Here is a 24,823-nt window from a genome sequence, read left to right on the forward strand (position 1 = left end):
GCATCATGTGTTTGCAAACTCGGCCCGTCAAGGGGGCGAGGAGCGGGACGGTTAGAGGCGGGCCTCGGCCACCAGTCGTTTTTCGCGGCGGATCACGAAGGAGATGGCGGCGATGGCGGGCAGGGCGGTGGCGAGCATCACCCACAGGAGCGGCGTCGCGCCCGAGCCTTCGGTGAGCACCGCGCCAGCCAGCGCCGAGAGCCCGGCGCCGAGGCCGATCATCAGCGCGCCTGCAAGCCCCGAGGCGGTGCCGGCCAGATGCGGGCGCACCGAGAGGGCGCCGGCGGTGGCGTTGGGAATGGTCATGCCATTGCCGAGCCCGACCATGGTCATCAGGGCGAAGAAGGTGATCTCATTGGCGAGCCCGGCCCAGAACAGGCCGAGGTTGACCAGAATGCCGGAGGCGTTGATCAGCGTGCCCCAGAGCACCATCTTGTTGACGCCGGCGCGCACCGAATAGCGGCCGGAGAGGAAATTGCCGACGAAATAGCCGACGGCGGGTGCGCCGAAGAAGAAGCCCACTTCGGAGGGCGACAGGCCGAAGACGTGATCGCCCACATAGGGCGCACCGCCGAGATAGGCGAAGAAGGCCCCCGACGACAGGCCCGAGGCCAGCGCATAGCCCCAAAACCGCGGCGCGGTGAGCAGTTCGGGGTATTCGCCGAATTGGCGGAAGATCGACAACTCGCTCTTGGGGGCGGTTTCGCCGAGATCGGACCAGGTGAGCCAGGTCACCAGCCCGCCGAGGATCAGCAGCGCCCAGAAATTGGCCTGCCAGCCAAAGCTCTCGTCGAGCACGCCGCCGATGGCGGGGCCGATCATCGGGGCCACGGTCATGCCCATGGTGACATAGCCGATCATCGAGGCGGCGCGGTCCTGGGGGACCATGTCGCGCACCACGGCGCGGCTCAGCGCCATGGCGGCGACCACGGCGGCCTGGGCCATGCGGCAGGCGAGAAAGACGGTGACATTGGGGGCGAAGATACAGCCGACGGTGGCGATCATGAAGATGATCAGCCCGCCGAGGATCACCGGGCGGCGGCCGAAACGGTCGGAGACCGGGCCCATCAGGATCTGCAGCATCGCGTTGACGGCGAGGTAGAGCGCCACCGAGAGTTGCATCAGCCGGTAATCGGTGTCGAAATGCGCCGTCATGCCGGGCAGCGAGGGCAGGAAGATATTCATCGCAAGCGCCGAAATCCCGGCCAGCAGGATGAGGGTCACGATATGAGGTGCGGTGGTTCGGTCGCCAAAACGGACCGTCGGCGTCTCTTGCATGCTCTTCGGTTAGGTCAGGATTTTGGCAAAGTCCATCGGGGATGAACCGTTTGGTACAATTTTGTGCCGGGCTTTGTGCCGGGGCGAGCGCGGGGCAGCGGCGGAAGATTTGCTGATTTGCAGTATTGCACCGCATGTTTCGCAAGTATTTGCAAATTTGCTGAATAGCGCTTCACGGGGCGCGATGCGCCGCCTATAGATGGGAAAAATCCCGGGAGGCCAGTTGTGAAAGATATTCTTCAGACCTTGGAAGACCGCCGCGGTCAGGCGCGGCTTGGCGGTGGGCAAAAGCGCATCGACGCGCAGCATGGGCGCGGCAAGCTGACGGCGCGCGAGCGGATCGATCTGCTGCTCGACGAGGGCAGTTTCGAAGAGTTCGACATGTTCATGACCCATCGCTGCACCGATTTCGGCATGGAAGAGAACCAGCCCTATGGCGACGGGGTGGTGACCGGCTGGGGCACGATCAATGGCCGTCAGGTCTATGTGTTCAGCCAGGATTTTACCGTGCTTGGCGGCTCGGTCTCGGCCACCCATGCGCAGAAGATCTGCAAGATCATGGATATGGCGGTGCAGAATGGCGCGCCGATCATCGGGATCAACGATTCGGGCGGCGCGCGCATTCAGGAAGGCGTCGACAGTCTCGCGGGCTATGGCGAAGTCTTTCAGCGCAACATCATGGCCTCGGGCGTGGTGCCGCAGATCAGCGTGATCATGGGCCCCTGTGCCGGCGGCGCGGTCTACAGCCCGGCAATGACCGATTTCATCTTCATGGTGAAAGACAGCTCTTACATGTTCGTGACCGGCCCGGATGTGGTCAAGACCGTGACCAACGAGCAGGTGAGCGCCGAAGAGCTCGGCGGGGCGAGCACCCATACCAAGAAAAGCTCGGTCGCGGATGCGGCGTTCGAAAACGATGTCGAAGCGCTGGCCGAAGTGCGGCGTCTGGTCGATTTCCTGCCGCTCAACAACCGGCAGAAACCGCCGAAACGGCCGTTCTTTGACGCGCCCGACCGGGTCGAGCCGAGCCTCGATACGCTGGTGCCCGACAATCCCAACACGCCCTATGACATGAAGGAATTGATCCTCAAGCTGGCGGATGAGGGCGATTTCTATGAGATCCAGGAGGATTTCGCCAAGAACATGATCACCGGCTTTATCCGTCTCGAGGGGCGGACGGTCGGTGTGGTGGCCAACCAGCCGATGGTTCTGGCCGGGGTTCTCGACATTGACAGCGCCCGCAAGGCGGCGCGGTTCGTGCGGTTCTGCGACTGTTTCGACATTCCGATCCTGACGCTGGTGGATGTGCCGGGCTTCCTGCCGGGGACGAGCCAGGAGTATAACGGGGTGATCAAACATGGCGCCAAGCTGCTCTTTGCCTATGGCGAGGCGACGGTGCCGAAGGTCACGGTGATCACCCGCAAAGCCTATGGCGGGGCCTATGTGGTGATGTCGTCGAAACATCTGCGCGGCGATTTCAACTATGCCTGGCCCACCGCCGAGGTGGCGGTGATGGGGGCCAAGGGGGCGACGGAGATCATCCATCGCGCCGATCTGGGCGATCCGGAAAAGATCGCGGCCCATACCAAGAATTACGAGGATCGGTTCGCCAATCCGTTCGTGGCCGCCGAGCGCGGGTTCATCGACGAGGTGATCATGCCGCGCAGCACGCGGGTGCGGGTCAGCCGGGCGATTGCCAGCCTGCGCAACAAGGCGCATGACATGCCGTGGAAGAAACACGACAATATTCCGCTGTGATGGGGCGGGCGGCGGCGCTGACCGGGGTCTGGCTGTTCTTCGGGGCAGCCGGGGCGTCGGGGCAGGCCGCCTTGCCCGAATTGCTGCCGCTGCCCTCGGGCGGGGTGGCGCATTTGCACGAAACTCTGAGCGACCGGCCGGGGCCGGGGCCGGGGCTCATCTACAGGTTCCGCTTTGTGCAGGACGGGTTTGAAGTGACGGAAGGAGGGTTCGACGCGGTGATGAGCGATCTGCAATATCTGTGCGACAGCTATGCTGTGCCGCGGCTGCCCGCCGTCGGTCCGCAGCCCGATCAGGTGGTGATTTCCCTGGCCGGGGCCGAGACCGTGTTCGGCGAGCCGACGCCCGGTGTCGCGCAGGTGTTCGAGGCGTTTCGCGTCGAAAACGGCGTCTGTATCTGGGAGGAATTCTGATGCGGACACAATATCTTGCGGCGGATTCTGCGGCCCTGGCGGGAGTTGAGGCTTCTGAGTCACAGGGGAATTCGATGCGTTTCTCCGCATATCTTTTGACATGGATATCGCCTATTTTGCACGGTGGTTGCCCTCGGGTGGCCGTTACCGTGTTTTCGGGGCAGGTGGGGGCGTTTGCCTCGTTTAACCCTCGAACAAGAAACAGGAGACAAACATGTCGAACAGTATCAAGAGCCTTCTCGCGCTCGGCCTCGTGGCCATGGTTGCAGCTTGTGCCCAGCAAGCTGAAGAAGAATACGTTGTCGTCGAGCCGGAGCCGATTTCGGTCGAGCCCGCGCCCACGACCAAATACGGCGGCAAATACTAAGCACGCTGACCCGATTTCGGGTTTCGCGGGGCGGGCCTTTGGGCCTGTCCCGTTTTTCATGCGCGCCGCCCAGATCGATGCGGAGGCCCAAGCATGATCAAACATCGAGGATTTCCCGGCCGTCTGCCGGGGTCTGATTTCCAATTCACCCTGCGCCGGGCCAATCCCAAGGGGGCGACGCCTCTGGTGGCGCGGGAGCGGTATCGCGACCGGCGGCCGGCGGACAAGCGTGCCGATGCGGCCTTTGCCGCGGCGCTTTGGGAGCATTTTGGCGATGAGCCCTTTGAGCGCGGCAATCTCGATGCCGGGCGGCTCGCCTGGCTCTTTGGGCGCGAAGTGCTGCCCTATGATGATCCGTTCGATCCCGAGGATTACGAGGCGCGTCTCGTCATCGATGTCGAGGCCATGCGCCGGGCCTTTCCTGAGGCCATGGAATGATCGAAATGACCAGTCCTTTTGTGCAGTTCTGCGAAGGTGAGCGCCAAATCGGCGGGAATCTGCGCTTGTTTCCGCGCATGAAAGACCGGTTTAAGCGGGTTGCAGCCGATCGCAAGAAGCTGGAGAAAACCGGCTTGGCTTGGACGAAAACCGCCCCCAGATTGGGTCTTGTAGTGGCGGGTCTTCCCCAAGGGCCCGAGACATATTGTCTGAACCGTTACCCTTCCCCTTATGGGCGGCGCCGCGTGTTTTGGCGTGCGTCGCCCATTTTTTCCTCTGCTGAGGCGCACAGAGATGGGCAAACTCTTGCCAGTTTGTGCATGCAGAAAGGGGAACTGTTTGACGCTGAAGGCGTTTCCACCTGTGATAGAGGGATAACCCCTGAAGGATCGGGAAGAGGTAGCCTATCATGCAGAAGAAGTTTTCATTGGCCGCAGCCTTGGTTGCCGCGCTTGGCCTTGCGGCCTGTGGCGACACATTGGGCGAGCAGGCCCTTATCGGGGCGGGCGCGGGCGTCGGCACCGCGGCGGTGCTGGGCGGCAGCCTTGCAGCCGGGGCAGCCGTCGGTGCGGCGGGCAACGTCGCCTATTGCCACGCCTACCCAAGCAGATGCTGATCACCTGACAGGTGGCGCCGCCCGGCGCCGCGCCTGTCATTGTCATAGAGCCATCGACGGTGCTGCCGTCGGTGGCTTTTTCTTTGCCGACCGCAAGCCCGAAGACGGGCGCGGCAGAACCGAAGGGGACGCAGAATGTTCAAGAAAATCCTGATCGCCAACCGCGGCGAGATCGCCTGTCGCGTGATCAAGACGGCCCGCAAGATGGGCATTCAGACCGTTGCGGTCTATTCGGACGCGGACCGCAATGCGCTGCATGTGCAGATGGCGGATGAGGCGGTGCATATCGGGCCGCCGCCCGCGAACCAATCCTATATCGTGATTGACAAGATCATGGAGGCCATTCGCGCCACTGGCGCCGAGGCGGTGCACCCGGGCTATGGCTTCTTGTCGGAGAACTCGAAATTCGCCGAGGCGCTGGCCGCCGAGGGCGTGGCCTTTGTCGGCCCGCCGGTGGGCGCGATCGAGAGCATGGGCGACAAGATCACCTCGAAGAAGATCGCCCAGGAGGCGGATGTGTCGACCGTGCCGGGCTATATGGGTCTGATCGCGGATGCGGATGAGGCGGTGAAGATCTCGGGCGAGATCGGCTATCCGGTGATGATTAAGGCCTCGGCTGGCGGCGGCGGCAAGGGGATGCGCATCGCATGGAATGACGAAGAGGCGCGCGAAGGGTTCCAGAGCTCGAAGAACGAGGCGGCCAACAGCTTTGGCGATGACCGGATTTTCATCGAGAAATTCGTCACCCAGCCGCGCCATATCGAAATTCAGGTGCTCTGTGACAGCCATGGCAACGGCATTTACCTGGGCGAGCGGGAATGTTCGATCCAGCGCCGCAACCAGAAGGTCATCGAAGAGGCGCCGAGCCCGTTTCTCGACGAGGCGACGCGGCGCGCGATGGGCGAGCAGGCCGTGGCGCTGGCCCATGCGGTGGGCTATGCCAGCGCCGGGACGGTGGAATTCATCGTCGATGGCGACAAGAATTTCTACTTCCTCGAGATGAACACCCGTCTGCAGGTGGAACATCCGGTGACCGAGCTGATCACCGGGGTCGACCTTGTGGAGCAGATGATCCGTGTCGCGGCGGGCGAAAAGCTCGGCATGAGCCAGGACGATGTGAAACTCACCGGCTGGGCGATGGAGAGCCGGCTCTATGCCGAGGATCCCTATCGCAACTTCCTGCCGTCGATCGGGCGTCTGACGCGCTATGCGCCGCCGCAGGAAGTGGCCGCCGGGCCGCTTCTCGAGACCGGGAAATGGCAGGGCGAGGCGCCGGCGGGCGACTGGGCCGTGCGCAATGACACCGGCGTCTATGATGGCGGCGAGATTTCGATGTATTACGACCCGATGATCGCCAAGCTCTGCACTTGGGGGCCGGACCGGGCGAGCGCCATCGAGGGGATGCGCGTGGCGCTGGACAGTTTCGAGGTCGAGGGGATCGGGCATAACCTGCCGTTCCTCAGCGCGGTGATGGATCACCCGAAGTTTGTGTCGGGCGACATGACCACGGCGTTCATCGCCGAGGAATATCCCGAGGGCTTCGACGGTGTGACGCTCGACAGTGATGCGCTGCGCCGGATTGCGGCGGCCTGTGCCGCGATGCACCGGGTGGCCGAGATCCGCCGCACCCGTGTCTCGGGCCGGATGGACAATCACGAGCGCCATGTCGGCGAGGATTGGGTGGTGAGCCTGCAGGGCGAGGAGTATCCCGTCACCATCAAGGCCGACCGCGAAGGTTCGACCGTGAAGTTCGACGATGGCAGCGAGCTGCGGGTGGCGAGCGACTGGACGCCGGGCGACACGCTGGCGCGGCTCGATGTGGGCGGCGCGCCCTTGGTGCTCAAGGTCGGCAAGATTTCCGGCGGCTTCCGCATTCGCAGCCGTGGTGCCGAGCTCAAGGTGCATGTGCGCAGCCCGCGTCAGGCCGAGCTCGCCCGGCTGATGCCCGAGAAGCTGCCGCCGGACACGTCCAAGCTGCTGCTCTGCCCGATGCCGGGTCTCATCGTCACCGTGGCGGTGGAAGAGGGGCAGGAGGTGCAGGAGGGTCAGGCGCTCTGTACCGTCGAGGCGATGAAGATGGAGAACATCCTGCGCGCCGAGAAAAAGGGCGTGGTGGCCAAGATCAACGCGGGTCCGGGCGACAGTCTCGCCGTGGATGACGTGATCATGGAGTTCGAGTAACCGCGATGACACGCGGGCAGGATATCAGCGGAGCCGGAGTTGCGGCGGGCGGGGCTCAGCCCTGGCCCGCGGCGCGCCGGTCGCGGATTTCCTGTTCGCGCAACGGTTGCTTGTCGATGGTGCGCGAGATTTCCCGCACCGACCAGGGCGAGGGTTTGCGCAGGATCACGGTGCCATCCTTGGAGATCAGGGCGAGCATGAAGCCGCGCGGGCGCAGCGCCTCGCGCAGCTCGGAGCCGCTGGCCGGATCGGTGTCGATCAGCACCACCACATCGCGTTCGGCGAGATCGTCGAGCCGGGCCTCGATATATTGCATCTGTTGCAGGAAACGCGGGTCTTCGGCGCTGTCGGCGAAGATGACCAGCGGGCGTTTGTGCCAAAGAAAATCATTCAAATTTGCATCAATCGACCCGAGGACGACCGGATCTTCTGGCGTGGTCTGGGCCTCTTGGGCGGCGGCCGGTGCAGCCAATGCCATGGCGAGCAACAGACCGGAAAACTTGGAAAAAACGCGTGTCATTGATCCTCCTGCTGATCCTTATATAAGCACGGATGGACCGATTGCGATATGGCAAAGCGCAGGCTGTGCCGGGCGGGGGCGTCTTCATCATATATCAAAAACTCTGCGCAAGGCTCGGGCATCTTTTCCCGCGTCGCGACAGAGATCGGCGGCGCCATCTGCAAGGGCTGCCATGGATATTCACCTGCATTTGGGGGCGCATCGGGCTGCCTCGACGAGTTTTCAGTTTTACATGCGGTCCAATGCCGAGACGCTGGGCGATGGCGGCGTGGGCTATTGGGGGCCGCCGCGGCTGCGCAAGGGGCTGTTTCACGGGGTGACGCCGGTGGCGTCGGTGATGAGCCCGGCGCAGCAGATCGAGCGCGCCCGGGGCCGGATCGCCCTGCGGTTGGCCAAGCTCGAGGCGCGGGGGCTGCGGGCGCTGGTGGTGAGCGATGAGAATATGCTCGGCAGTGTGCGGCACAATCTCCGGCATCGGCAGCTCTATCCGGCGGCGGGGCAGCGGCTGGCGCGCTATCGTCATGCGATGGGTGGCCGGGTGGATCGGGTGATCCTGTGCATCCGCGCGCCGCAGCATTACTGGGCCTCGGCCTATGCGTTCAGCCTGATGCGGATCGGTCAGGTGCCGGGACCCGCGGAGCTCGCCGAGATTGCCGCCATGCCGCGCAGCTGGCGTGATGTGGTGACCGATCTCGCCTGTGCGCTGCCCGACACCGAGATCATCGTGCTGCCGCATGAACGGCTGGCGCCTTACCCGGAGGCGCGTCTGGCGGCGCTTCTGGGGCGGGCGAACGTGCCGCGCAAACACGCGCGCGAGGTGCGCAATGCGCGGCCCAGCACGGCGGCGCTGGTGGCGCGGCTGACGGAGTGCGGCCTCGATCCCGGACCCTTTGCCGAGATGGCCGAGGGGGCAGGGCTCTTTGACAGGGAGGCCCGGGCCCGGATGGCCGAAACCTATGCGGATGATCTGTACTGGCTGCGCGCGGGCGCGGATGGGCTGGCACGGATCTGTGAGGAAACCACGCCTGAGACAGCGGGGACAAACCCCGACCCGGGCGCGATCAGAAGAGGACAAAGCAATGGGACGCAAGCACGACGCATGGCGTGAAATCGCCGAGAAAGAGCTGCGCGGTCGCGCGGTGGAGGACCTGACCTGGAACACGCTGGAAGGCATCAAGGTCAAGCCGATCTATACCGAGGAGGACCTCGAGGGGCTCGGCCATCTGGGCAGCCTGCCCGGCGAGGGGCCGTTCACCCGTGGCGTCAAGGCGACGATGTATGCGGGCCGTCCCTGGACCATCCGGCAATATGCGGGGTTTTCCACGGCCGAGGAATCCAACGCCTTTTACCGCCGCAATCTGGCGGCCGGGCAGCAGGGCGTGTCGGTGGCCTTTGATCTGGCGACGCACCGGGGCTATGACAGCGACCATCCGCGCGTCGTCGGCGATGTCGGCAAGGCAGGCGTCGCCATCGACAGTGTCGAGGATATGAAGATCCTCTTTGACGAGATCCCGCTCGATCAGGTCAGCGTGTCGATGACGATGAATGGCGCGGTGATCCCGATCCTTGCCAGTTTCATCGTGGCGGGCGAAGAACAGGGCCATGACAAGAGCCTGCTGGCGGGGACGATCCAGAACGACATTCTCAAGGAGTTCATGGTTCGCAACACCTATATTTACCCGCCCGAGCCCTCGATGCGGATCGTGTCGGACATCATCGGCTATACCTCTGAGCATATGCCGAAATTCAACTCGATCTCGATCTCGGGCTATCACATGCAGGAGGCGGGGGCGAACCTCGTGCAGGAGCTGGCCTTTACGCTGGCCGATGGCAAGGAATATGTGAAAGCGGCGATCGAGGCCGGGCTCGATGTCGATAAATTCGCCGGGCGGCTCAGCTTTTTCTTTGCGATCGGCATGAATTTCTTCATGGAGGCGGCCAAGCTGCGGGCGGCGCGTCTGCTCTGGCATCGGATTATGACCGAGTTCGGGGCGAAATCGGACCGGTCGAAAATGCTGCGCACCCATTGCCAGACGAGCGGCGTGAGCCTGCAGGAGCAAGACCCTTATAACAACGTGATCCGCACCGCCTATGAGGCGATGAGCGCGGTTCTGGGGGGCACGCAGTCGCTGCACACCAATGCGCTCGACGAGGCGATTGCGCTGCCGACGGATTTCAGCGCGCGGATTGCACGCAACACCCAGCTCGTGCTGCAGGAAGAGACCGGGGTGACCAATGTGGTCGATCCGCTGGCCGGGTCCTATTATGTCGAGAGCCTGACCCATGAGCTCGCCGAGGCGGCGTGGAAGATCATCGAAGAGGTCGATGAGATGGGCGGCATGACCAAGGCGGTGGCCTCGGGCATGCCGAAGCTGCGCATCGAGGAATCGGCGGCGACGCGGCAGGCGATGATCGACCGCGGCGACGAGGTGATCGTCGGGGTCAACAAGTACCGCAAGGACAAGGAAGACCCGATCGACATTCTCGATGTCGACAATATGGCGGTGCGCGACAGTCAGATCGCGCGGCTCGAGACGATCCGGGCGAGCCGCGATCAGGCCGCCTGTGATGCGGCGCTGGCCGAGATCACGCGGCGGGCGCGCGAGGGCGGCAATCTGCTCGAGGCGGCGGTTGAGGCCGCGCGGGCCCGGGCCACTGTGGGAGAGATCAGCATGGCGATGGAAGATGAGTTCGGGCGGCACCGGGCCGAGGTCAAGACGCTGGCCGGGGTCTATGGCGCGGCTTATGAGGGCGACGCGGGCTTTGCCGCGATCCAGAAATCGGTCGAGGAATTTGCCGAGGAAGAGGGACGGCGTCCGCGCATGCTCGTCGTCAAGATGGGGCAGGATGGCCATGACCGGGGCGCCAAGGTGATTGCCACGGCCTTTGCCGATATCGGCTTTGACGTGGATGTCGGGCCGCTGTTCCAGACGCCGGAAGAGGCGGCGCAGGATGCGGTCGACAATGACGTGCATGTGATCGGCATCTCGAGCCAGGCGGCGGGGCACAAGACGCTGGCGCCTAAGCTCATCGAGGCGCTGCGCGAGAATGATGCGGGCGATATTCTGGTGATCTGTGGCGGGGTGATCCCGCAGCAGGATTACGAGTTCCTCAAAAAGGCCGGCGTCAAGGCGATCTTTGGCCCGGGCACCAATATCCCCGAGGCGGCGCAGGATATCCTGCGGCTCATTCGCGAGGCGCGCGGCTGATAGGGCGGGGCCGGGAGGGGCGCGGCCCCTCTTGGCCTTGCGGCCAATTCACCCCGGGATATTGTGAGCCAGAAGAGGCGCAAACCGGGAGAGAGAGCGATGACGGGATTGGTAGAGGGGCCGGACGGGCGGCCGCGCTGTGGCTGGTGTGCGGCGGCGCCGGAGTTTTTCGACTATCACGACCGCGAATGGGGCTATCCGGTGGTCGATGACCAGCGGCTTTTCGAGAAGCTCTGTCTGGAAAGCTTTCAGTCGGGGCTCAGCTGGCGGACGATCCTGTCGAAGCGCGAGAATTTCCGCGCGGCCTTTGCCGGGTTCGATTTTCATCAGGTGGCGCGGTTTGGCGAGGCGGATGTGGCGCGGCTCTTGCAGGATGCGGGGATCATCCGGCATCGCGGCAAGATCGAGGCCACGATCAACAATGCGGCGCGGGCCTGTGAGATGGTCGAAGCGGAGGGATCTCTGGCGGCGTTTTTCTGGCGCTATGAGCCGGGCGAGGAGCCGGGGGTGACCCCGCAGAGCCGGTCGGTGTCGCCGGCGTCACAGGCGATTGCCAAGGAATTGAAAAAGCGCGGCTGGAAGTTTCTCGGGCCGACGACGATTTTCGCCTTCATGCAGGCGATGGGGCTGATCAATGATCACGCCGAGGGCTGTGCCATGCGGGAGGTGTCGGAGGCGGCGCGGGCGGGGCTCAAACGCCCCGCCTGAGTGCTTAGACGAGGCGGCTGTTTTCCAGCGCGGCGCGCACGAAATCGGCAAAGAGCGGATGCGGCGCGAAGGGTTTCGATTTCAGCTCGGGGTGGAATTGCACGCCGATGAACCACGGGTGATCGGCCCATTCGACGATTTCCGGCAGCCGCCCGTCGGGGGACATGCCCGAGAAGGTCAGGCCGCATTTTTCGAGCTGTTCGCGGTAGGTCGTGTCGACCTCGTAGCGGTGGCGGTGGCGTTCGTCGATGCCTGTGGTGCCATAGATCTGGGCCACGCGGGAGCCGTCCTTGAGCGTCGCGTCATAGGCGCCGAGGCGCATGGTGCCGCCCTTGTCGTCGGAGACCTTGCGCTTGACCTTGCGGTTGCCCTGCACCCATTCCTTGAGGTGGTAGACCACGGGGGTGAAGCGTTTTTCGCCGGCCTCGTGATCGAATTCCTCGGAGCCCGCGTCCTTGAGCCCGGCCACGTTGCGCGCCGCCTCGATCACCGCCATTTGCATGCCGAGGCAGATGCCGAGATAGGGGATCTTGCGGGTGCGGGCGAATTCGGCGGCGCGGATCTTGCCTTCGGTGCCGCGTTCGCCAAAGCCGCCGGGGACGAGGATCGCGTGGAAGCCTTCGAGATGGGGCGCGGGGTCTTCGCGGTCGAAGATCTCGGCATCGACCCATTCGACATTGACCTTGACGCGGTTCGCCATGCCGCCATGGGTCAGCGCCTCTTTGATGGATTTATAGGCGTCTTCGAGCTGAATATATTTGCCGACGATGGCGATGTTGACCTCGCCATCGGTGTTGTGGATGCGGTCATAGACATCCTGCCAGATGGTCAGATCGGGGCGCGGCGCGGGCGAGATGGCAAAGGCATCGAGCACCGCCTGATCGAGGCCTTCGCGGTGATAGGCGAGCGGCGCCTCGTAGATGGATTTGAGGTCATAGGCCGCGACCACCGCCTCTTTGCGGACGTTGCAGAAGAGGGCGATTTTCTCGCGTTCTTTTTCGGGGATCGGCTGTTCGGAGCGGCAGACGAGGATGTCGGGCGCGATGCCGATGGATTGCAATTCCTTGACCGAGTGCTGGGTTGGTTTGGTCTTGAGCTCGCCGCTGGCCGAGAGATAGGGCAGCAGGGTCAGATGCATGAAGATGCATTGGCCGCGCGGCTGGTCATGGCTGAACTGGCGGATTGCCTCGAAGAAGGGCAGGCCCTCGATGTCGCCGACGGTGCCGCCGATTTCGCAGAGCATGAAATCGACCTCGTCTTCACCGATCGAGATGAATTCCTTGATCTGGTTGGTGACATGGGGGACCACCTGAATCGTTTTGCCGAGGTAATCGCCGCGCCGTTCCTTTTCGAGCACGTCGGAATAGATGCGGCCCGAGGAGACGGAATCGGTCATCCGGGCGGGAACGCCGGTGAAGCGTTCGTAATGGCCGAGGTCGAGATCGGTTTCGGCGCCATCATCGGTGACGAAGACCTCGCCATGCTCAAAGGGCGACATCGTGCCAGGATCGACATTCAGATAGGGATCGAGCTTGCGCAGGCGCACCGAGAAGCCGCGGGCCTGCAGGAGCGAGCCGAGCGCCGCCGATGCGAGACCTTTGCCAAGGGACGAGACGACCCCACCTGTGATGAAGATAAAACGCGCCATAGGATGGCAGTCCCCCGTGATTTCTGGCCTCTGAGATGGCACGATTCGGTCTCTGAGACCCGCAGCACCACGGGACTCAATTCTTATAGCAATCGAGATAAAGGCGCAAGGTGACCGCAAGATGATGTTGCGGTTCTTTTGCCTTCCTCTAAAGCTTGTGGATTATTCGGCGCTTGGCAGGAGCGGCGCGTCATCGCCTGCCGCCGGGGGCAGGAGCGAGCCGCCGAGGCCGGTATCGCCTTGGCTGTCGGCCGGGGCCGATTGCGCCGGGGCGTCGGTCAGACGGTCGAGCACCGAGCTGCCGGCCGATTTTTCCGCCGCGATCACGGTGAGCGCGATCGAGGTGGCGAAGAGGCCAAAGCCCAGAACCCAGGTCAGCTTGCCCAGCGCGGTGGCCGCAGAACGGCCCGCGACAGCCCCGCCGCCGCCGCCCATACCGAGCCCGCCGCCTTCGGAGCGTTGAAGGAGCACGACGCCGATCAGGGCCAGCGTGACGAGGAGGTGGATGGTAAGGACGACATTTTCCATGGACGGGCCTGTAGGATCCTGTGGTTGCTGCGCGCGTCAACGCGCATGGGCGGCCATCCGGTACGGGACCGGACGCACGCGAGTCATTTCGATTTCAGGTGATTTAGGCAATTCCGCCCGCTGCCGCAACCCGGCAGATGCGCTGTGGGCGTGTCGTGGCCAAAATGGCGCGGCACGAAGGGGGGATGGCGGGGCATGTGAAGGGTGCCGCTGCCACGCCGGGAGGGGGCGATGGGGCGGCGGCCTTGTCCCAGCCCCGCATCACCGCAGGACCAAGGGGGTTACAAACTTGCTCGGATCTCGCGGCGTGTCCAGCCCCCGGTTGGGGAACATGGAGCCTTGCAAGAACGCGAGTACATCCAGCAGATCATGTTTGACGAGCAAATCTACCACGGCTTTGTTGACGTCTTTTTCAAACCACCCGACACGGTGATGTTCGAGGGACCAGCGCATCATCCAGCTGCGGAGGTAATCCTGGTCGAGATCCTCCATCTTCGCCATGGCTATGATAGCGGGGTGGGAGAGTTGGATGTGATCCGGTGGGGACTCGATGATGACTTTCTTTTTCCACAGGCCTTGCATGAACTCGATATCCGCGCCTTGCGCTTGCCAGCCGCGCAAAGTTTCGTCGCTGTAGCGCCGGTTGACGTCGCTGAGCGGGGGAAACAGCGCGATGATCTGATCCAGGATCAGGTCTGGATGGTCCATTTTAAGGTAATACAGCAAAGGCAGGCTGTTCACTTTTCGCTGATGGTCGGCGCGACGGAACGCCATTGCGAGTTCTGTTTCATATTGGCCGACCTCTGCCAGCGACTCGTTCCTATCGAGCCGATAATAAAACTCCAGCTTGGCAAGTTTGGCGGCAAAGACATCTCTGCTGTGAAAGTTCGATGCGGCGATGGCGAAGAGCTCTGATCTGATCGAGGGGTCTGCCTCCAGGATCTTTCGGGCCCCCTTGCCAAAGCCGAGCCCTTGTTTGATCAGCTCGGCAACGAGATCTTTCCGTTCGGGCAGGCGGAGGCCCCGGTCCAGCTGAAGATCGAATTCCCGCAACAGATCTTTTTCATCGGCAGAGAGCGGCGCGGGGTGCGGGCTCTGATATCTTTGCAGGATCTTCCGCACCGCATCGTCCAGAATGACCGGGTCGTTGACGGTGTCATAGGAGATGTCCGGGTCAAACAGACCAAAGTGGATCAGGTCGCTTTTCAGGGTGCGATCTGGATCAGCAGAGATTTTGAGCCTGTTGTTGCGCCACAGGTGTAGGGAGGCCAGGCCGCGTTCCTCTGGATCCATGTACAAGAAGGTAAAGTGCCATACGCCCTTTGCTTTGGCCTCGAGATTGCGTGCGATCACCTTGCGGCTGCGCTGGTCCACGATCACGTAGCCTTCGGGCCGGTACTGAACCTCCCAGATATCGAGATTGCCGGGCTTGGGCCATTCGCCGCTCACCTCGTAGTCGTTGATCATCACATCAGCAGGACGTTCGTGGTTTTCCTGCGCTCTGAGCCGCCCGTCCCGATCGCGGGCAAACAATGCGGCGGTCTTTGAACTCCAACGCAAGCGGATCCAGTCCAGATCAGGGTTTCTCAGGAGCTGCATGCAGATGTCAGAGCAGGTCAGGTCATGGGCCTCTTTGCCGCTCCATTTGGTCCAGAGCTCTACGGATCTCGGCGGTGTCTTCAGCTCGGCGCTGAGGACGGGCTGTAACCAGGCGGCGTTTGGATCAAGGTGGTTGCGGTAAAGGCCCGGGCCAAAAACCGCTCCGAGGAAGATCACGGCACCAAGCAGCGCCGCGCCGGCCCGTGTTTTTCGGCCGAGCAAAACGGCGGGGATCATGAGGATCATGAGGGCGAAGAGGTTCGCGATCAGGAGCCCGAACAGAAGCACGAGCCCGAATGTCAGATAGGTCAGCCCCATGAGAAGGTCGGGGAGCATCAACACCCCGATCATCGCCCCAAGACAGGCAATCACAATAAAGTAAGCACGCATACCAAGCCTCACTCAAAACCAGAAACAACGTACAGTTTTAATCAAAGGAAAGGGGCCAGAATGTGAAATTCTCGGTCAAGAATAGGGGTCTTGAGAAGGTCTGTTTCGGGCGGTGCTAGCGGCGTGGCAGGCGCAAGGCAAGTCTTTGGAGATACGCCTGTTTTGGGGGCGGATTGGGTTTGGCTTGAAAACCAAAAAAGCCCTCAAGTCTTTGCGACTTAAGGGCTTTTTTTGGCTCCGGCGGTAGGGATCGAACCTACGACCAATTGATTAACAGTCAACTGCTCTACCGCTGAGCTACGCCGGAACACGAGGGGCGATATAGCAACAGGTTTCGGTGGCGTCCAGAGGGAGTTCACAATTTTTTCGTATCTTTTTCCAGCGCGTTGGAATTGAGGGAAAATTCCGTGTCGGGCGCCAGGGGCGCGGTGCAGGTGACGTGGTTTTTCCCCAAGAGATCAATGAGATGGGAGAGCACGTTGCGGGCGGCGGCGGGCAGGAGGGATGCGGGCGTGTCGGTGTAGATGGCGCGGGCGAGGCTCTGGGCGGTAGCGGGGCCGTGGGTGAGGGCGCGCAGGATATCGGTCTCGCGGCCCTCGCGGTGGGTGAGCAGCCAGGTGATGCGGTCTTCGGGGCTCTCAATCGGCGCGCCATGGCCGGGGTAGAGGCGTTGGGGCGCGAGGCTGCGGAGGCGGCGGCAGGAGGTCATGAAATCGGTGAGATCGCCATCGGGGGGCGAGACCAGCGAGCTCGCCCAACCCATCACCAGATCGCCGGAGAACACCTGACCTTGCCAGTCAAAGCAGAGGTGATTGCCGAAATGCCCAGGCGTCCAGAGCGCGGTGAGCTGCCAGCCGTCGCCCTCGACCACCGCGCCATCGGGCAGGGTGACGTCGGGAGAGAAGTCCCGATCGACGCCTTCGCCGCCGCCGATGGTGCCGCCAAGGGCCAGGGATTGCATGATGTCGCTGCGCCCGGCCTCGGCATCGCCATAGGCCAGAACCGGTGCGCCGGTGGCCTCGGACAGCGGCCGCGCGAGGGGCGAGTGATCGAGATGGGCATGGGTCACGAGGATATGGCTGATCCGCTGGCCGGGGGTGAGGGCGGCAAGGATCGCCTCCATATGCACCGCATCCGCCGGGCCGGGATCTATCACCGCGATGTCGCGCGCGCCCAGCAGATAGGTGTTGGTGCCGCGAAAGGTCATCGGCGAGGGGTTCGGCGCGAGGATGCGGCGCAGCCCGGGGGCGAGAGGCGTGGCCTCTCCGGGGGCGGGATTGAAATCGGCGGGATCAAAGGCGGAGGTCATGAGAGTTTTTCTTTCGCGTCGGGCGGGCTGCGGATAGATGTAACGCATGTCTTTTCGCTGGCTCAAACGATATATGCCCCGAAGCCTCTCTGGGCGGGCGACGCTGATCCTGCTGCTGCCGGTCATTTCGGTGACTTTGGTGGTCTCTGTGGTATCGGCGCAGCGGCTCTTTGAAGGGGTCACGGTGCAGATGACCACGGCCACGGCGCGGGAAATCTTGCTGATTCTCAATGACGAAGACCCGGAGGCCGAGGCCGCGGCGCTTGAGATTGCGATGCGCGATCTGCCCCGCGACGACGCGCCGGGGGCGCATCAGCGGCGTTGGTATGATGTGACGGGGCTGTTGGTCATTCGCAATATGGAGCGGCAGGTGCCGGGGCTCTTGGCGGTGGATCTGCCGGATGACAATTGGGTGCGGCTCTATGTGGCGGACGGGCCGGAGGCGGTCGAGCTGCAGTTCGACCGGCGGCGGGTGTCGGCGTCGAACCCGCATCAGCTCATCGTCAATATGGTGGTGACGGGGGCGATCATGACGATCATCGCCTATCTCTATCTGCGCAATCAGCTGCGGCCGATCACCCGGTTGGCGCGGGCGGCCGAGGCCTTTGGCCGGGGGCGGATCGAGGAGTACCGTCCGAGCGGGGCGAATGAGGTGCGGGCGGCAGGGAATGCTTTTCTGGATATGCGGGCGCGGATCGAGCGCCATATCGAGCAGCGGACCTTGATGCTCTCGGGGGTGAGCCATGATCTACGCACGCCGCTGACGCGGCTGCGGCTCAGCCTGTCGATGCTCGACGATGCCGAGGCCGAGGCGATGCTGCGCGATGTGCGGGATATGGAGCGGCTCTTGAACGAGTTTCTCGAATTTGCCCGGGGCACAGCGGAGGGCGAGATGGGATCGGTGGACCCGGTCGCGTTGGTCTCGGATATCGTGAAGGAATGCCAGCGGGCCGGTATGGCGGTGGAGCTGGGGGCGGTCGAGGGCGAGGCGCTTGGTGGGGTTTTGCCCTTGCGCGAAGGCGCGGTACGACGCGCGGTGGAGAACCTCGTCGGCAACGCGGTGCGCTATGGCAACCGGGCCGAGGTGTCGGTGGCGCTGACCGAGCGCAGCCTGCGCATCCGGGTCGAGGATGACGGGCCGGGCATTCCGGCGGCGCTGCGCGAGGAGGCGGTCAAGCCCTTCACCCGGCTCGAGCCTGCGCGCAATCAGAACAAGGGCAGCGGTGTCGGGCTTGGCCTGTCCATCGCGATGGATGTGGCGCGGGCGCATGGCGGCAGTCTGCGGCTGGGGGAGAGTGCGCGTCTTGGGGGGCTGCAGGCCGATATCGTCTTTGCACGCTAGCGAATAAGGCCCGGATGCTGGGTGCTGCTACACTGTCGCCCGGTTCCGGTCATTATTCGGTCGTCAAAACCCTATAGGCAGGCGAGAAGATATTGAGGTCCGCCCTTTGGCGGCTTGGGCCCGTGGTGGCTTGGGCCCGTGGTGGCTTGGGCCCGTGGTGGCTTGGGAATGAGACAGGTCGTGATGACAGAGACAGGCATGCTTGGCAGCGCCCCTTATATTCGTCTGCGGGCGGGCCCTGAGGGGCCGGCGGTCGAAGGGCTGTCGCGTTGGCAATCGACGCCTGCGCTGGGTGGGGCCGCCATTGGCATGATGCGCGGGGCCTGGGCCTGGGATGGCGCGCAGCTTGTGGCCGAGGTGGATCGGTTCGGCTTTTATTCGCTTTTTGTCTATGAAAAGCAGGGCGAGGTGATGGTGTCGCCCTCGCTGCTCGAACTGGTGGCGCAGGGGGCGGATACCACGCGCGATGAGCTGGCGCTGGCGGTGTTTCACCGGGTGGGGATTTTCATCAATGACGAAACCCCGCTGAAACATGTGCGGGTCCTGCCGCCGGGGGGGCGGCTGGTCTGGCGCGCGGGACGGATGGAGATCACCGGCGGGGCCGAGATGCCCGTGGCGCAGCGGATCAGCCGCGACGATGCGGTGGATGGGATGATCAGCGTCTTTGGCCAGGCGGTGCGGCGTATCCTGACCCATTGCGACGGGCCGATCGTGCTGCCGCTGAGCGGGGGGCGGGATTCGCGGCATATCCTCCTTGAGCTTTTGCATCAGGGGCGCGCGCCCGAGGCCTGCGTGACCTTTCATCACAATGGCTATGCCTTCAACAGCGAGGCGCAGGCGGCACGGGCGCTGTGCCAGAGGGCGGGGATCGCCCATGATGTGCTGGGCTTTGCGCGGCCGAGGCTGGCGGATGCGACGCGGGCGATGGCGCTGACCGGGCTTTGCGCCGATGAGCATGCGCAGATGATGCCGCTGCATGATTATTTCGCCCAGCGCGATGTCATCGGCTTTGACGGGATTGCGGGCGATATCCTCACCAATCCCGATGATTGGGCGGATGATTTCTTTAAGCTGGCGGAGAAGGGCGATTATCGCGGCATCGCGCTGGGGATGATCAAAGGCCATGGCGGGGTGATCTCGCGGTCCGAGTGGGGGCAGGGCGCGGGGCCGGTCTATTCGCCGGGGCGCGACGATGAGGTGCTCGACCATATGGGGCGGGCGATTGCGCAATATGCGGATGCTCCGGACCCCTATCAGATGTTCTGGATGTTTCATCGCACGCGGCGCGAGATCAATTTCGTCCCGCAAGCGATCCTGTCGCCGGCGCGGCAGGTCTTTACGCCCTATCTCGACCCAGAGTTCGCGCGGTTCTGCCTGTCCTTGCCCTATAGCATGACCAAGGATCAGATGCTGCATGATGACGCGATTGCCCGCGGCTTTCCCGAGATGTCGGATATTCCCTATCAGGAGGGGTTTGACCAACCTGCCGCCGGGCGCTGTGGCATTGGCCATAAGTGGCGCAATCTGCAGGCGGCGTGGCAGGTGTCCGGGGCGCTTCGGCCCGAGCGGCGGCTGCGCTCGACGCTGGGCTGGGTGAAGGCGCATCCGCAGCTCACCCGGGTGCATGGGGCGGTCTATGATCTGCATCAGCTCTGTCTTGACGGGCTCGATGCCAGGCGGGCACGCGATATTCAGCGGCTGGCGGCGGAGTTTGCCCATATGTCGCCGGCGCGCCTGATCAGCGATCGGCTGGAGGCCCGGGGATGATCGACCGGTTCCGCATGAAATGGTTGGAGACCCAAGAGGAGATCAAGCGGCTGGGGCGCTATCAGAGACCGTTTGACGGGGACCTGCCGCATCGGTTGCTGATCCTTGGGGTGGATCATCGCATCCCGCAAAGTCAGGTCTATCCGTTCCATTACTACCGCCGGGCCTTGAAACAGGCGGGGGTGGAGGTGCGCGAGGCCAATGTGGCCCGCTATGGCGAGACCGGGGAGAGTGCGCCCAAGGGGGCGAGCGCGGTGGCGATCCAGAGCACTATGGATCTGACCGAGGCGCAGTTCGACCGGCTGCTCGACCGGGTGCGGAGGGCCAATCCAAAGGCGCGGATCACCTATATGGATTGGTTCGCGCCGACCGATCTGCGGTTTGCCGAGATGATGGCCGAACGTGTCGATCTCTATCTCAGCAAGCATCTTTTGCGCGACAGGACGGCCTATGGGCATCCGACGCTGGGGGATACCACGCTGATGGATTTCTATGGGCGTCACTTTGGGCTCGACCAAGAGGCGCAGTGTTTCGCGGTGCCTGACGGGTTCTGGGACAAGCTGCGGCTTGGGCCGTCCTTTGTGACCGCGCCCTTCATGTTGCCGGTCTTTGATAGGGGGGCGTTTCCCGAAGGCGCGCGGCCCATCGACCTGCATGCGCGGATCGCGGTGGCGGGCACGCCCTGGTATCAGAAGATGCGGCAGGGCTGCGCCGAGGCGGTCGACGTGCTGGGGGGCGTGAACAAGCTGGTGGGGACAGGCATCCGGCATGATCGGTTCCTGGAGGAGCTGCGGCGCTCGAAGATCTGCTTTAGCCCGTTTGGCTATGGCGAGGTGTGCTGGCGCGACTTCGAGGCGGTGATGTGCGGGGCGGTGCTGCTCAAACAGGATATGGGCCATGTGGAGACCGATCCCGATCTGTTCGTGCCCGGCGAGACCTATGTGCCGCTGCGCTGGGACCTGAGCGATTTTGACGAGGTGGTGCGCGGCTTGCTGGCCGATCCTGCGCGGCGCGAGCGGATTGCGCGGGCGGCGTTTCAGAAGATGCAGGATTATGCGCGGTCGTCCCGCTTTGTCGAACAGATGACGCCGCTCTGGCAGGTGATGGCATGAACGGGGCAGTGCCCGAGGTCGATGCGGTGGTGATCGGCCGCAACGAGGGGGAGCGGCTCAGCGCGGCGCTCGGCTCGCTCATCGGCGGCGTGCGGCGGATCATCTATGTCGACAGCGGATCGCAGGATGACAGCGTGGCCCGGGCCGAGGCGCTGGGGGCGGAGGTGGTCAATCTGGACATGACACAGCCCTTTACCGCAGCGCGGGCGCGCAATGCGGGGTTTGCAGCGCTGGGAGAGGATGCGGCGGAGTTTGTTCAGTTCATCGATGGCGATTGTTCGGTGGTCGCGGGGTGGATCGATGCAGCGCGGGCGGCGCTGGCTGATGAGCCTGCGCTGGGCCTCGTTTGTGGGCGGCGGCGCGAGCGGCAGCCGGAGGCCAGCGTCTACAACCGGTTGATCGACAGGGAATGGGATACGCCGGTGGGCGAAACCCGCGCCTGTGGCGGCGATTTCATGGTGCGGCATGCGGCCTTTGCGCAGGTGGGCGGGTTCGACGCCGGGCTGATTGCCGGGGAAGAGCCGGAGCTTTGCCTGCGGCTGCGACGGGCGGGCTGGCGGCTCTGGCGGCTCGATGCCGAGATGACGGCGCATGACGCGGCGCTGACGCGGTTTGGCCAATGGTGGCGACGGGCACAGCGGGCAGGCTTTGCCTTTGCCGAAGGGGCGGCGCGCTATGGGTTCGCGCCCGAGCGGCATTGGCTGCGCGAGACGCTGCGGGCGGTGGTCTGGGGCATGATGCTGCCTTTTGCGGGGCTGTTGGGCGCGTTGTGGAGCCCTTGGGCGCTGCTGCTGTGGCTCGCCTATCCAGCGCAGGTTTTGCGGCTCTGGCGCAAGGGGCTGGGGGCGGATTGGGCGTTTTTCACGGTGCTGTCGAAGTTTCCCGAGGCGCAGGGCGTCTTGGGCTATTGGTGGCGGCGGCTGCGGCGCGGTGAGGCGCGGCTTATCGAATATAAGTAGCGCTCAGCGGGCGCGGCGCTGCCGCCAGGCCTGAAGGATGAGGCCGGGAAGAATGGCGAAACAGGCCAGATAGCGCGGCAAGAGCCGTTTCGGGCTCGACAGCGCGCGCCAGAGCCATTCGAGCGCCAGCGCCCGCATCAGTTTCGGGGCGCGGCGTTGATGGCCGGAGAGGAAATCGAGACCGGCGCCGATTGAGACGAACCCCACCGAGGGGGCGAGGGCGCGGCCGCGCAGGGCGAGGATTTCCTGTTTCGGCGCGCCAAGTGCCAGAAAGCAGAGCCGGGCGCCGGAGGCCTCGATCGCCTGCAGGGCGGTGGCGGCCGCATCCCCTTCGGGATCGAACCCCATCGGCGGGGCAAAGCAATGCAGGACACGCAGCCCCGGCACTTGGGCCGCAAGCGCCTCTGCCGCCCCGGCGAGGGCCGCGTCGGTGCTGCCGAGCAGAGCGATGGGCCAGTCTTCTTTCGCGGCGATCCGGGCGAGCGGCAGGATCAGGTCAGAGCCGGGCATCAGCGCGACCGGCTGACGGCTCAGCCGCGAGAGCCAGACAATGGGACGGCCATCGGCCACCACGAAATCCTGTCCCGCATAGGCGCGGGCAAACGCGCGATCCTGGCGCAGCTTGACCAGATGATCGAGGTTCACGGTGGCAAGGGCAAAGCCATCCCCCCGGGCCAGCCGGTCGGTCACCGCCTGCCACAGAAGATCGCGGGTGGGGATGTTGATCCCGACGGTGCCGGTGCCGGTGTCGATGCGCATCTGGTCCTCAAATAGCTTTGCGAGAGGCGATAGCCTGTCACGCCGCGCTGGCAAAGAAAAAACACAGTTTCCGGGAGGTTGACGGCAGGGGCGCGACAATTCTGCCGGTGCGTGATAGGGTCGCCCCGGGCCGCGCCGCGATGCGCCGCTGTGGCCCGAGACGTGCAACTAGCAGGACTGTCCGACGCCGATGCCGAACCCCGTGGCCTATCTCATGCTGATCCTGTGGCCGGGCGTCTCGCTCTTGCTGTTTCAGAAGCTGCCGAAAGAGCGGGCGATCATCTGGACCGTGCTGGCGGGCTATCTCTTGCTGCCGCAGGGGACCGAGTTCGACCTGCCGCTGGTGCCGGATATGGACAAGGTGTCGATCCCCAATATCTGTGCCTTTGCCATGGTGGTCTTGCTGCTCAAGGAGCGGGTGCGGCTCTGGCCCGAGACATGGGTGATGCGGGTGTTGCTCCTTGGCTTTGTGTTTGGCGTGGTGCCGACCGTTCTGACCAACCGCGAGCCGGTGGTATTTTCGCTGCTCGGGGTGAGCGAGACGAACCTGTTTGAAGTGGGATCGCTGCCGGGGCTGCGGGTGATCGACCTGTTTTCGGTGCTGGCGACGCAGCTCATCACATTGATGCCATTCTTTCTTGGGCGGAATTTCCTCGCGCGGGATCAGGGGATGCGGGATCTGCTGCTTGCGCTGGCGCTGGGCGGCTTGGCCTATAGCCTGCCGGCGCTCTTTGAAATTCGCATGAGCCCGCAGCTGCATGTCTGGATCTACGGGTTCTTTCAGCATGATTTCGAGCAGATGATGCGCGATGGCGGGTTCAGGCCGATCGTGTTCCTGCCGCATGCGCTCTGGCTCGCGTTTTTCCTGATGACCTCGGTGGTAGCACTGATGGCATTGGCGCGGGCGGAGAAGGGGCCGCAGAGGGCCCGGGCGTTGCTGGCGGGGATCTACCTGCTGGGCGTGTTGGTTCTGTGCAAGAGCCTTGCCTCGATGCTCTATGCGATGGCGCTCGTGCCGGCGGTTCTCTTTGCGAGCGAGCGGGCGATGGTGCGTGTGGCGCTTTTGATGGCGGCGGTGGCGGTGGTCTATCCGGTGTTGCGCGGCAATGGCTGGGTGCCGGTGGATGCGATCCTCGCACAGGCCGAGGCGTTCAACCCGGACCGCGCGCAATCGCTGGCCTATCGGTTCAACAATGAGACGATCCTGTTGGAGCGGGCGCAGGAAAAGCTCTTGTTCGGGTGGGGCGGATGGGGGCGCAACCTGTTGCATGACGTCACCACGGGGCGGATTTTGACCATCCCGGATGGTGAGTGGATCATCGTGTTCGGGACCTTCGGCTGGGTCGGTTATCTGAGCCAGATGGGGCTCTTGGCGGTGCCGGTCTATATGATGTGGCGGCATCTGCCGCGCCGCAAAACGGGCGACACGGCGCGGGGCGCGCGCTATGGCGGGGTGGTGACGCTGCTGCTGGCGATCACGCTCGTTGATATGTTGATTAACGCGATCCTGACGCCCTTTACCTGGCTGGTGGCGGGGGCGGTCTGGGGTCGCGCCGAGAGCTATCTGCGGGCGGATGGCGATGAGGAGGCCAAGGCCCCGATGACGCGCCAGCCGGTACCGACCGCATTGCAGCGGGACGTGCCGAAGAAACGGCGCACTGTTCTCTAGGAGATCCCTGGCGGATCTCTGGCCGGAGGCGCGCGGATCGCGGGCAGGGCGATTCTGCCGCCTTATCAAGGCATTGTTGACCCAGCGTGACCAATTTGTTTCGCCTGCGTGGTTTGTCACCCAGCGGTGTCTTTGCGGCAAAACTGTGGCTTTTCAATAAAATTAATGTTATCAAAGGGCTGTAGGTGAAAACTCAATTTAATCCCTGTCCGCTGCTGCGCGACTGCCCCTGTTCCGGGTAGAGAATTCATAA

General features: G+C 63.8%; 21 protein-coding genes and 1 tRNA gene. 14 read left to right on the top strand and 8 right to left on the bottom strand.

From position 1 onward, the window contains the following. Window positions 1-51: 51 nt before the first annotated feature. Window positions 52-1,278 (bottom strand): multidrug effflux MFS transporter, encoded by a 1,227-nt coding sequence (locus WA237_RS06820; RefSeq protein ID WP_336097125.1) that lies wholly within the window; start codon window positions 1,276-1,278, stop codon window positions 52-54. A 225-nt stretch (window positions 1,279-1,503) separates the two neighbouring features. Here WA237_RS06820 and WA237_RS06825 point away from each other — a divergent pair, with 225 nt between their 5' ends. The 6 genes from WA237_RS06825 to WA237_RS06850 all read left to right on the top strand — a co-directional run bounded on the left by WA237_RS06825 (window position 1,504) and on the right by WA237_RS06850 (window position 7,051). Beyond that, complete coding sequence (locus WA237_RS06825; RefSeq protein ID WP_009815378.1) at window positions 1,504-3,036, top strand: acyl-CoA carboxylase subunit beta; 1,533 nt, start codon at window positions 1,504-1,506, stop codon at window positions 3,034-3,036. Next, a complete protein-coding gene (locus tag WA237_RS06830) occupies window positions 3,006-3,449 on the top strand; it encodes a DUF6497 family protein (RefSeq protein ID WP_336097127.1) in 444 nt (147 codons plus the stop codon). Before WA237_RS06825 ends, WA237_RS06830 begins: the two co-directional genes overlap by 31 nt. Window positions 3,450-3,663: 214 nt before the next feature. Then, on the top strand, window positions 3,664-3,816 hold the full coding sequence (locus tag WA237_RS06835) for a hypothetical protein (RefSeq protein ID WP_009815376.1): 153 nt from the start codon (window positions 3,664-3,666) through the stop codon (window positions 3,814-3,816). Window positions 3,817-3,909: 93 nt separating this feature from the next. Further along, window positions 3,910-4,254 (top strand): hypothetical protein, encoded by a 345-nt coding sequence (locus WA237_RS06840; protein WP_009815375.1) that lies wholly within the window; start codon window positions 3,910-3,912, stop codon window positions 4,252-4,254. A 409-nt stretch (window positions 4,255-4,663) separates the two neighbouring features. After that, entirely contained in the window at window positions 4,664-4,870 is a 207-nt protein-coding gene (locus WA237_RS06845; protein ID WP_009815374.1) for a hypothetical protein, read from the top strand. Between the two features lie 135 nt (window positions 4,871-5,005). Beyond that, on the top strand, window positions 5,006-7,051 hold the full coding sequence (locus WA237_RS06850; RefSeq protein ID WP_336097128.1) for an acetyl/propionyl/methylcrotonyl-CoA carboxylase subunit alpha: 2,046 nt from the start codon (window positions 5,006-5,008) through the stop codon (window positions 7,049-7,051). Between the two features lie 55 nt (window positions 7,052-7,106). Here WA237_RS06850 and WA237_RS06855 read toward each other — a convergent pair whose 3' ends face one another. Then, window positions 7,107-7,571 carry a DUF4174 domain-containing protein gene (locus WA237_RS06855; protein WP_009815372.1) on the bottom strand — a complete coding sequence of 155 codons (465 nt, stop codon included), beginning with the start codon at window positions 7,569-7,571 and terminating at the stop codon, window positions 7,107-7,109. Between the two features lie 172 nt (window positions 7,572-7,743). Here WA237_RS06855 and WA237_RS06860 point away from each other — a divergent pair, with 172 nt between their 5' ends. From WA237_RS06860 to WA237_RS06870, 3 genes are all read left to right on the top strand, one after another. Further along, on the top strand, window positions 7,744-8,679 hold the full coding sequence (locus WA237_RS06860) for a hypothetical protein (RefSeq protein ID WP_336097130.1): 936 nt from the start codon (window positions 7,744-7,746) through the stop codon (window positions 8,677-8,679). Then, the gene (gene scpA / locus WA237_RS06865; protein WP_216016966.1) at window positions 8,651-10,780 is read left to right on the top strand and encodes a methylmalonyl-CoA mutase; all 2,130 of its coding nucleotides are present in this window, start codon (window positions 8,651-8,653) and stop codon (window positions 10,778-10,780) included. Before WA237_RS06860 ends, scpA begins: the two co-directional genes overlap by 29 nt. Window positions 10,781-10,879: 99 nt before the next feature. Continuing rightward, window positions 10,880-11,488, top strand: coding sequence for a DNA-3-methyladenine glycosylase I (locus tag WA237_RS06870; RefSeq protein ID WP_286907022.1), 609 nt, complete (start codon window positions 10,880-10,882; stop codon window positions 11,486-11,488). Between the two features lie 4 nt (window positions 11,489-11,492). On the opposite strand, the gene WA237_RS06875 is transcribed toward WA237_RS06870, so the two are convergent. From WA237_RS06875 to WA237_RS06895, 5 genes are all read right to left on the bottom strand, one after another. Continuing rightward, complete coding sequence (locus WA237_RS06875; RefSeq protein WP_336097131.1) at window positions 11,493-13,136, bottom strand: CTP synthase; 1,644 nt, start codon at window positions 13,134-13,136, stop codon at window positions 11,493-11,495. Window positions 13,137-13,298: 162 nt separating this feature from the next. Next, a complete protein-coding gene (secG, locus tag WA237_RS06880; RefSeq protein WP_336097132.1) occupies window positions 13,299-13,664 on the bottom strand; it encodes a preprotein translocase subunit SecG in 366 nt (121 codons plus the stop codon). Window positions 13,665-13,925: 261 nt separating this feature from the next. Then, entirely contained in the window at window positions 13,926-15,653 is a 1,728-nt protein-coding gene (locus WA237_RS06885) for a hypothetical protein (RefSeq protein WP_336097133.1), read from the bottom strand. 232 nt (window positions 15,654-15,885) lie between these two features. Continuing rightward, window positions 15,886-15,960, bottom strand: a tRNA-Asn gene (locus WA237_RS06890). A 48-nt stretch (window positions 15,961-16,008) separates the two neighbouring features. After that, on the bottom strand, window positions 16,009-16,962 hold the full coding sequence (locus tag WA237_RS06895; RefSeq protein ID WP_336097134.1) for an MBL fold metallo-hydrolase: 954 nt from the start codon (window positions 16,960-16,962) through the stop codon (window positions 16,009-16,011). A gap of 46 nt (window positions 16,963-17,008) precedes the next feature. Between WA237_RS06895 and WA237_RS06900 the strand changes: the two genes are divergently transcribed. The 4 genes from WA237_RS06900 to WA237_RS06915 all read left to right on the top strand — a co-directional run bounded on the left by WA237_RS06900 (window position 17,009) and on the right by WA237_RS06915 (window position 22,142). Then, entirely contained in the window at window positions 17,009-18,304 is a 1,296-nt protein-coding gene (locus WA237_RS06900; protein ID WP_336097135.1) for an ATP-binding protein, read from the top strand. Between the two features lie 183 nt (window positions 18,305-18,487). Further along, the gene (locus tag WA237_RS06905; protein WP_336097136.1) at window positions 18,488-20,071 is read left to right on the top strand and encodes a hypothetical protein; all 1,584 of its coding nucleotides are present in this window, start codon (window positions 18,488-18,490) and stop codon (window positions 20,069-20,071) included. Continuing rightward, on the top strand, window positions 20,068-21,183 hold the full coding sequence (locus tag WA237_RS06910) for a glycosyltransferase family protein (RefSeq protein WP_336097137.1): 1,116 nt from the start codon (window positions 20,068-20,070) through the stop codon (window positions 21,181-21,183). Before WA237_RS06905 ends, WA237_RS06910 begins: the two co-directional genes overlap by 4 nt. Then, on the top strand, window positions 21,180-22,142 hold the full coding sequence (locus WA237_RS06915) for a glycosyltransferase family 2 protein (protein WP_336097138.1): 963 nt from the start codon (window positions 21,180-21,182) through the stop codon (window positions 22,140-22,142). Before WA237_RS06910 ends, WA237_RS06915 begins: the two co-directional genes overlap by 4 nt. Window positions 22,143-22,145: 3 nt before the next feature. Here WA237_RS06915 and WA237_RS06920 read toward each other — a convergent pair whose 3' ends face one another. Continuing rightward, on the bottom strand, window positions 22,146-22,901 hold the full coding sequence (locus WA237_RS06920; protein WP_336097139.1) for a WecB/TagA/CpsF family glycosyltransferase: 756 nt from the start codon (window positions 22,899-22,901) through the stop codon (window positions 22,146-22,148). Between the two features lie 190 nt (window positions 22,902-23,091). Here WA237_RS06920 and WA237_RS06925 point away from each other — a divergent pair, with 190 nt between their 5' ends. Beyond that, window positions 23,092-24,570, top strand: a complete 1,479-nt coding sequence (locus tag WA237_RS06925; protein ID WP_336097140.1) for an O-antigen ligase family protein — start codon at window positions 23,092-23,094, stop codon at window positions 24,568-24,570. Window positions 24,571-24,823 lie beyond the last annotated feature (253 nt).

The organism is Roseovarius sp. CH_XMU1461, from assembly GCF_037027165.1.
Lineage (GTDB): Bacteria > Pseudomonadota > Alphaproteobacteria > Rhodobacterales > Rhodobacteraceae > Roseovarius > Roseovarius nubinhibens.

Coding starts and splice junctions, on each gene's coding strand:
- WA237_RS06820 (WP_336097125.1), bottom strand. CDS start 1,278: ATGCAAGAGACGCCGACGGTCCGTTTTGGCGACCGAACCACCGCACCT.
- WA237_RS06835 (WP_009815376.1), top strand. CDS start 3,664: ATGTCGAACAGTATCAAGAGCCTTCTCGCGCTCGGCCTCGTGGCCATG.
- WA237_RS06840 (WP_009815375.1), top strand. CDS start 3,910: ATGATCAAACATCGAGGATTTCCCGGCCGTCTGCCGGGGTCTGATTTC.
- WA237_RS06845 (WP_009815374.1), top strand. CDS start 4,664: ATGCAGAAGAAGTTTTCATTGGCCGCAGCCTTGGTTGCCGCGCTTGGC.
- WA237_RS06850 (WP_336097128.1), top strand. CDS start 5,006: ATGTTCAAGAAAATCCTGATCGCCAACCGCGGCGAGATCGCCTGTCGC.
- WA237_RS06855 (WP_009815372.1), bottom strand. CDS start 7,571: ATGACACGCGTTTTTTCCAAGTTTTCCGGTCTGTTGCTCGCCATGGCA.
- WA237_RS06860 (WP_336097130.1), top strand. CDS start 7,744: ATGGATATTCACCTGCATTTGGGGGCGCATCGGGCTGCCTCGACGAGT.
- scpA (WP_216016966.1), top strand. CDS start 8,651: ATGGGACGCAAGCACGACGCATGGCGTGAAATCGCCGAGAAAGAGCTG.
- WA237_RS06870 (WP_286907022.1), top strand. CDS start 10,880: ATGACGGGATTGGTAGAGGGGCCGGACGGGCGGCCGCGCTGTGGCTGG.
- WA237_RS06875 (WP_336097131.1), bottom strand. CDS start 13,136: ATGGCGCGTTTTATCTTCATCACAGGTGGGGTCGTCTCGTCCCTTGGC.
- secG (WP_336097132.1), bottom strand. CDS start 13,664: ATGGAAAATGTCGTCCTTACCATCCACCTCCTCGTCACGCTGGCCCTG.
- WA237_RS06885 (WP_336097133.1), bottom strand. CDS start 15,653: ATGCGTGCTTACTTTATTGTGATTGCCTGTCTTGGGGCGATGATCGGG.
- WA237_RS06895 (WP_336097134.1), bottom strand. CDS start 16,962: ATGACCTCCGCCTTTGATCCCGCCGATTTCAATCCCGCCCCCGGAGAG.
- WA237_RS06900 (WP_336097135.1), top strand. CDS start 17,009: ATGTCTTTTCGCTGGCTCAAACGATATATGCCCCGAAGCCTCTCTGGG.
- WA237_RS06905 (WP_336097136.1), top strand. CDS start 18,488: ATGACAGAGACAGGCATGCTTGGCAGCGCCCCTTATATTCGTCTGCGG.
- WA237_RS06910 (WP_336097137.1), top strand. CDS start 20,068: ATGATCGACCGGTTCCGCATGAAATGGTTGGAGACCCAAGAGGAGATC.
- WA237_RS06915 (WP_336097138.1), top strand. CDS start 21,180: ATGAACGGGGCAGTGCCCGAGGTCGATGCGGTGGTGATCGGCCGCAAC.
- WA237_RS06920 (WP_336097139.1), bottom strand. CDS start 22,901: ATGCGCATCGACACCGGCACCGGCACCGTCGGGATCAACATCCCCACC.
- WA237_RS06925 (WP_336097140.1), top strand. CDS start 23,092: ATGCCGAACCCCGTGGCCTATCTCATGCTGATCCTGTGGCCGGGCGTC.